General features: G+C 42.2%; 6 protein-coding genes. 3 read left to right on the top strand and 3 right to left on the bottom strand.

Annotation, left to right across the window (positions count from 1 at the left end; all coding sequences use genetic code 11):
* Both PX481_RS17470 and PX481_RS17465 read left to right on the top strand, forming a co-directional pair.
* A partial coding sequence (locus PX481_RS17470; protein ID WP_288095214.1) for a Holliday junction DNA helicase RuvB C-terminal domain-containing protein occupies positions 1 to 396 on the top strand: 396 nt, incomplete at its 5' end.
* Between the two features lie 465 nt (positions 397 to 861).
* Positions 862 to 1,638, top strand: a complete 777-nt coding sequence (locus PX481_RS17465; protein ID WP_002759676.1) for an RNA polymerase sigma factor SigF — start codon at positions 862 to 864, stop codon at positions 1,636 to 1,638.
* On the opposite strand, the gene PX481_RS17460 is transcribed toward PX481_RS17465, so the two are convergent.
* The 3 genes from PX481_RS17460 to PX481_RS17450 all read right to left on the bottom strand — a co-directional run bounded on the left by PX481_RS17460 (position 1,607) and on the right by PX481_RS17450 (position 4,421).
* Positions 1,607 to 2,812, bottom strand: coding sequence for an aminotransferase class V-fold PLP-dependent enzyme (locus tag PX481_RS17460; RefSeq protein ID WP_288095212.1), 1,206 nt, complete (start codon positions 2,810 to 2,812; stop codon positions 1,607 to 1,609). The genes PX481_RS17465 and PX481_RS17460 overlap by 32 nt on opposite strands.
* 234 nt (positions 2,813 to 3,046) lie before the next feature.
* Positions 3,047 to 3,172 (bottom strand): hypothetical protein, encoded by a 126-nt coding sequence (locus tag PX481_RS17455; RefSeq protein WP_002759678.1) that lies wholly within the window; start codon positions 3,170 to 3,172, stop codon positions 3,047 to 3,049.
* Positions 3,173 to 3,287: 115 nt separating this feature from the next.
* The gene (locus tag PX481_RS17450) at positions 3,288 to 4,421 is read right to left on the bottom strand and encodes an RNA polymerase sigma factor, RpoD/SigA family (RefSeq protein WP_002759679.1); all 1,134 of its coding nucleotides are present in this window, start codon (positions 4,419 to 4,421) and stop codon (positions 3,288 to 3,290) included.
* Between the two features lie 832 nt (positions 4,422 to 5,253).
* Between PX481_RS17450 and priA the strand changes: the two genes are divergently transcribed.
* On the top strand, positions 5,254 to 6,995 hold a 1,742-nt coding region (gene priA, locus PX481_RS17445), incomplete at its 3' end, for a replication restart helicase PriA (protein ID WP_288095210.1).

Below are 6,995 nucleotides of genomic sequence, written 5' to 3'. Positions count from 1 at the left end.
CGGGGAACTCCACGCATTGCCAATCGTTTATTAAAACGAGTGCGCGACTATGTGCAGGTGAAGGGAGAAACTATTATCACCCCCCAGTTAGCCGCTGAGGGATTAAATCAATTAAATGTAGATTCTATGGGTTTAGATTGGACCGATCGATTAGTATTAAAGACGATGATCCAACAGTTTCAAGGTAAACCCGTGGGATTGGAAGCGGTAGCGGCAGCCACGGGAGAAGATGCCAAGACGATCGAGGAGGTACACGAGCCTTATTTATTACAAATAGGTTATCTTAATCGTACTCCCCGGGGTCGCGTAGTGACGTCAGCCGCCTACGAACATTTAGGATTACTGGCGAAATTGCCGAAAAATAAGGATCGGAGTTTACCTTTGTTTGAGTTGTAGTTTTCTAGATAGGGCTGGCTGAATAAATCTGAAAACCTTGTTGGATTAAGACTCTTAGACTTTTTTCCCCTCAAAAAGTGCCAGCTATTGCGGGGATCGGGAGGAAAATTCAGGGACTTTTTCCCTGAAAATTAGGTAGTTGACCACCTGAAAATCGATAAAACCCCACACCCTACACCCCACACCCTACACCCCACACCCTACACCCCACACCCTGTCTCTAGAAACAACCTGTTCAGCCAACCCTAATTACCTGGGTTTCAGCTTATCTGTGTCTTTAAATACTTGGTCGACCGCGTCAAATCACACAAGTCTTTATATAAAGGTCGTATCATCATGATCGTAGTAAGTTACATTGTTGACATTGCTTACCGCTTCTCATCTAGACTGTATTGGGATTGGTCAAAGCTAATTGCACAATAGTGATCTTTTATAGTCAATATTTTTTAAGTCTGTTAGCGCCCTATGTCTGTCCTAAATAAAGAAAATCTTAAACTGGAAACTCTTACCCTGTTTCAAAAATACCAAAAAACGGGAGATAATAAGTTACGGGATCAAATTATGGAGTTAAACCTAGGATTAGTCAGAAGGGAAGCTCATCATTGGGTTAATCAATGCCATGAAAATTACGAAGATTTAGTGCAGGTTGGCTCTATGGGACTAATTCGGGCGATCGAGCGTTTTGATAGCAGCAAAGGTCATGCTTTTAGCTCCTTCGCTATTCCCTATATTCGCGGCGAAATTCAACACCATCTGCGCGATAAAAGTTATACAGTTCGTATTCCTCGTCGTTGGTTAGATTTAGGCAGACAAGCGACAAATGTGCGTCGGGATTTCCAGACTATCCACAATCGTCAACCCAATGATACGGAAATCTCCCGCGCTTTAAATATTTCGAGCGAAGAATGGCAAGAGGTAAAACTGGCTTTCCAAAACCGTGAACCCCTCAGTCTCGATGTGACGGTTAATAACGATGAAGATAATAATACTTGTTTAAAAGACCTCGTTCCCGATCCCCGTTATCGCAGCTTTCAACTTTGTCAAGAGGATCGCATTCGTTTACAACAGGCACTGGCTCAATTAGAAGAAAAAACCCGTCATATTCTCGAATTTGTCTTCCTTAAGGATCTTACTCAACGGGAAACCGCCGAACAATTAGGCATTAGTGTCGTTACCGTCTCCCGTCGGGTGAAAAAGGGTTTAGAAATGCTCAAGGAAACCATGATCCAAGAAGCATTTTAGACCAATTATCGGTTTGATACGGCCGCAATAGCAAGTAATTTAAAACCCCAGCTAAATATTCATACTGCTCGATCGAATTATAGTAGTGAGCAGAAATCCTCACAATTAATGATGCTTCTCCCCAAGGAATTATCGGCACTTCAATCTGATATTTTTCCCACAGTTGTCTAGATAAATCTTCTGCTGCCCAAGCATAACTAGGAATCAGAATTGAAGACATTGATCCGATCATTGATTCTGGACAGGGATAATTGACCTCTAAGGCATGACAAAGCAAATTTCTGGCTTTTAAAACCAAATTACGATTCCTCGCCATCAGACCCAGTAAACCATCAATAGAGAGAGAATTTAAAAACTCGATCGCTTTTGGCACTGATAAATAAGCGGTGGGATCATCGGTTCCCATCCAAGCAAATTCTAACTGAAAACGGGAGCGATCTTGTGGAGGGGAATTCGCTCCATGGCTAATAGTTAAAGGTCGAATTATTGCCTGTTTATCCCCGCGCACATAGAGAAAAGCAGCCCCCTTGGGACTACATAACCACTTATGACAATTAGCAGTATAATAGGTGGGATTAATTTCTCTGATATTAAGGGGTAAAAAACCTAAAGCATGAGCGCCATCGATAAGAGTATCAATGGCCCGATTATTTAATTCTTGCACAATTTCTGCGATTGGCCAAATTAAGGCCGTGGGACTGGTGACATGATCTAAAACTACTAATTTTGTCCGGGGAGAAACAGATGCTAAAATTGCTTGACTAATTTCTAAAGGAGACTGCACAGGAAAGGGAATTTTGGCGATAATTACCTTTAATCCCCATCTTTTAGCTATATGTTTAACTGCATTAGCACAAGCATTATAGGTCTGATCGGTGATCAGAATTTCCTCATTTTCCTGAAAAGTTAAGGAATTTAATACCGCATTCACTGCTGTGGTTGCATTGGGAACAAAGACTAAATCATCGCTATTTACACTGACTAAATCCGCTAATTTTTGCCTAGCAATATCTAATAAACCCTCTAATTCTCTCCCCAAAAATGCTAAAGGTTGCCTTTCCATTCGTTCCCGCAATTGTTGCTGATAATCCAAGACTATTCTAGGGGTTGCACCATAGGAACCATGGTTGAGAAAATAGATATTATCGGGAATTAACCAAAAGTTTTTGGACATATTGAATTAATTTGATTTTATTCAGAACTAGAAAAAATAGATGAGAAATTGCCTGTTATATTCAGCTTCTGACTAGCTAGTATATTTATTTATGATAAGCGGGTGGGTGGAATTAAATACAAGATGAACGTAGGTTGGGTTGAAGCATGAAACCCAACACCCGCTCATGTTACGCTACCGCTAACCCATCCTACCAATAATTGTGCCTCCCTACTTATAACGACCCATTTTATATTAATCTCCCATGGTTTGAAAACGATGGATAATTTCAGTGACAAAAGTTTCTCCATCTATGAGAGGATGATTTTCTGGAGATTGATATTTTCCCGTTTTCACTTTCCGTTGGAGATGTCGGTTCATAGGTATTATGACTATCTACTGAGAAAATCAGCTTTATCTTAATTTTAAGCTAAATATCGACAAAAAAAGCTCTCCTGGAAAAAGGAGAGAGGAGAGAACGAGTTAGAAAAAATTATTAATGTAACCATCCTTTCAGACGACGCGCGACTTGAGGACGACGTAATTTTCGCATCGCTTTAGTTTGAATTTGACGTACTCGTTCCCGAGATAAATTGAACATTCCCCCCACTTCCTCTAGGGTATAGGGTTGACTGGTAGCTAAACCATAACGGAGGGAGATAACATCTTTTTCCCGTTCCGTAAGAACATCACTTAAAACTGCGAAAATTTCTTGACGCATCATCATCTCATTCATTTTATCTTCGGGAAGTTGTAGATCATCATCTTCCAACAGATCCACTAATTCCGTATCTTCTCCCTTCCCTACACGATGATTTAAAGAGAGAGATTGACGACGCAATTGTAATAATTGCCGCAATTGTTCGGGAGTCGTTTCCAACGCTTCCGCGAGTTCCCGTTCATTGGGATTGCGCTGTAAATCTTGCTTGAGAATGCGCTGCGCTTTTTTGAGTTTATTGAGTTTTTCGACAATGTGAATCGGTAAACGAATTGTCCGCGCATCGTTAGCAATGGTGCGGGTGATTGCTTGTCGAATCCACCAATAAGCATAGGTAGAGAATTTATAACCTTTATTGGGATCGAATTTTTCGGCCGCACGGTTGAGTCCGATCGCACCTTCTTGAATTAAATCTAAGAAAGGAACTCCGCGATTTAAATAGCGTTTAGCGATAGAAACCACCAAGCGCAAATTAGAACGAATCATTTTCCGTTTAGCTGTTCGTCCGCGATAAAGACGGTTTTCCAGTTGACGTTCATTATCTAATTCTAAAGCGATCGCCCATTCCGTTTTCGTCGGGGGACGATGTAAATTTTCTTGTAGTTTTTGGCGCACTTCTTCCGCTTCCATCAGAAACTTAACCGAGTAGGCTAATTCAATTTCTTCTTCCGCATTAAGCAGGGGATAACGGGCCATTTCTTTAAAAAATGCCCCAACAGTATCTTCATTGCTGCCTTTATCGTATCCAGTTCCACTACTCCCACGAGTGTTTTTTAGGGTTTCCGGTAAAGATTCAGTCATATCCTCGTCAGTTCTTTCAGCAAAATCCACGCTGTCTAGTTCTAAAGGATTTGTCTCCAGGGCAATGATTTGATTAAAATTATCATCAGAGGCTAGTTTAGAGATTTTCATAAGCAGTTATGGATGGAGTGGGATTATAATAGCAGGGAGAAACTCAATTTCTCCCAATGGGCTGATTGTTACATTGAATTTTCGGGGAGCAGATTTTTTAAACGTTTTCTTAATTAATGGCGGCCATTTCTGGGATATAATTGCGCGATTCTGTGTCGATGGTTACAAATCGCCGAACCAGACAATAAGATTTTCTGGTGAATAGGGGAGACTTTCAGGGTTTCCACTTATACACTCTAACTAAGGTTTTTGGTATTTGACTAGGTAAAGATCACGCTTCTTAACAATCAAGATAGCAGTCAGCTTTTTATGACTATTCTTCGCTTTTTCTATTGAGAACTATTCTCAAGTTTTGACTAACTAGGGTTTGCGGCAAAAAGTTTTTCCTGGGGGTAGGGTGTGGGGTGTGGGGTGTGGGGTGTGGGGTGTGGGGTTTTACCCATTTTCAGGTGGTCAATTACCTAAGTTTCAGGGAAAAAGTGCCTAATTCTCCCCCCCGATCCCTCCCATATCTGGCACTTTTTGATTTCAAAAAAGCCTAAAGATATTATCCAACAAGGTTTTTAGATTTATTAATCAAACCCTAACTAGGGTGCGATTTAATAGCTAATAGTCAATAATTATCATTTGGGAAGATTTCACGGGCTAAAAATCAAAATTTGCGGGCAAAAAAGCAATATTTAAACTGTTTTTAGAGAAAATTAACTGGTTTTATTCCCCTCAAGCTTTAAACTATAATTTAAATACCCCATTCTCCCCACTTCCCACTTCCCACTTCCCACTTCCCACTCCCCACTTCCCACTCCCCACTTCCCACTGATAACTGATAACCATGCTCGATCGCTGTGCTACTCTAACTGTAGCGGAACCTCGCACACCTTACCAATTAACCACAACTGGGCAACTGTGGTTAGAGGTTTTGGTTGATCGCCCTTATCCTAGAGATAGTCAAGAGGATCAGCAAATATTAACCTATAGTATCCCCCAGGATTTAACAGTAGAAATCGGCGATATTTTAAGCGTTCCCTTTGGTTCTCAGGTAATTGGGGGAATTGCTCTTAGATTTCTCGAAAATTTGCCCGCAGGACTAGAAGAAAATCAAATTCGTCCCGTGGAAGATGTGATTGCTAAGGGCTTTTTCCCCGATAATTATTGGCAGTTATTGACGAAAATCGCCCAATACTACGCGACGGATTTAATCACCGTTGTTCGCGTCGCTTTACCTACGGGTTTACTGCGAAGTTCCCAACGTCGCATCAGATTAAAACCAGAAGCGATTCCCCCCGGTGCGGAAGTTTTTTGTACTCCCCTCTCCCGTCAGATTTTATCCCTGCTAAAAAATCAAAAAGAAGGCGATTATTCGGCGAAATACCTGCAAGAAAAAGTAAAAAATGCCAATTACGGTATCCGAGACTTAGTTAAGCGCGGTTGGGTGGAAAGCTATCTAGAAGCACCCAAAAGTACCAATATTAAACAAAAAAAAGCCATTACCCTGCTAATAACCGACTTTCCTGCTGATTTAACTGAAAATCAGCGCAAAATTGTCGAAATTCTCCGTCATCAGGGAGGAGAAATGTGGCTGCCAGAATTGGCACAACTCGCGGGGACAAAACATTTTAAACCGCTCATTGACAAGGGTTATGTGGTGATTGAGGATCGGGAATTTCTGCGCTTATCCTCGGCGATTATGAGCAGGGATCAACCAAAAACACTCACTTCTAGTCAAAAACAGGCTTTAGAAGCCATTCAAACCCTAAAAGGTGGTGAAAGCGCTCTCTTACATGGAGTGACGGGATCGGGTAAAACAGAAGTCTATCTACAGGCGATCGCGCCTGTCCTAGCAGCGGGTAAATCTGCCTTGGTTTTAGTCCCCGAAATTGGATTAACACCGCAATTAACCGATCGCTTTGTGGCCCGTTTTGGCGATCGAGTCTATGTTTATCATAGCGCCCTCTCGGAAGGAGAAAGATACGATACCTGGCGACAGATGTTGACAGGAACCCCGCAAGTTATTATCGGGACGAGATCGGCGATTTTTGCCCCTTTACCCCATCTAGGCATGATTATCCTCGATGAAGAACACGATAGCAGCTTTAAACAAAGTCAATTACTTCCCACCTATCACGCGCGTACCGTGGCTAAATGGCGCTCTCAATTAAACCATTGTCCCGTAATTTTAGGCTCGGCCACGCCATCCCTAGAAACATGGCTAGAATCCCAAGCTAATCCCAGTCTTTACCTATCTTTGCCCGAACGCATCCAAAATCGCCCCTTACCGAGGGTGGAAATCGTCGATATGCGACGGGAATTGCAACGAGGCAATCGTTCTCTTTTTAGTCAATCCCTGCGTTCATCTCTGGAAACCCTGCGCGACAAGGGAGAACAGGCAATTTTATTCGTCAGTCGCCGGGGTCATAGTACTTTTGTATCTTGCCGAAGTTGCGGTTATGTGCTGGAGTGTCCCCACTGTGATGTCTCCCTCTCCTACCACCACACCGAACCGGGAGCGCAAGAATTACTCCGCTGTCACTACTGCAACTATGGTTGCATTCATCCGAAACAATGTCCTGAATG

It is taken from the genome of Microcystis sp. M53603_WE2, assembly GCF_030065435.1.
The sequence above is the reverse complement of the archived record's forward strand: the minus strand, read 5'-3'. Positions and strand labels throughout refer to the sequence as shown.

Bases quoted from the DNA above. Each gene is read 5' to 3' on its own strand.
- PX481_RS17465 (WP_002759676.1), top strand. From the start codon at position 862: ATGTCTGTCCTAAATAAAGAAAATCTTAAACTGGAAACTCTTACCCTG.
- PX481_RS17460 (WP_288095212.1), bottom strand. From the start codon at position 2,812: ATGTCCAAAAACTTTTGGTTAATTCCCGATAATATCTATTTTCTCAAC.
- PX481_RS17455 (WP_002759678.1), bottom strand. From the start codon at position 3,172: ATGAACCGACATCTCCAACGGAAAGTGAAAACGGGAAAATATCAATCT.
- PX481_RS17450 (WP_002759679.1), bottom strand. From the start codon at position 4,421: ATGAAAATCTCTAAACTAGCCTCTGATGATAATTTTAATCAAATCATT.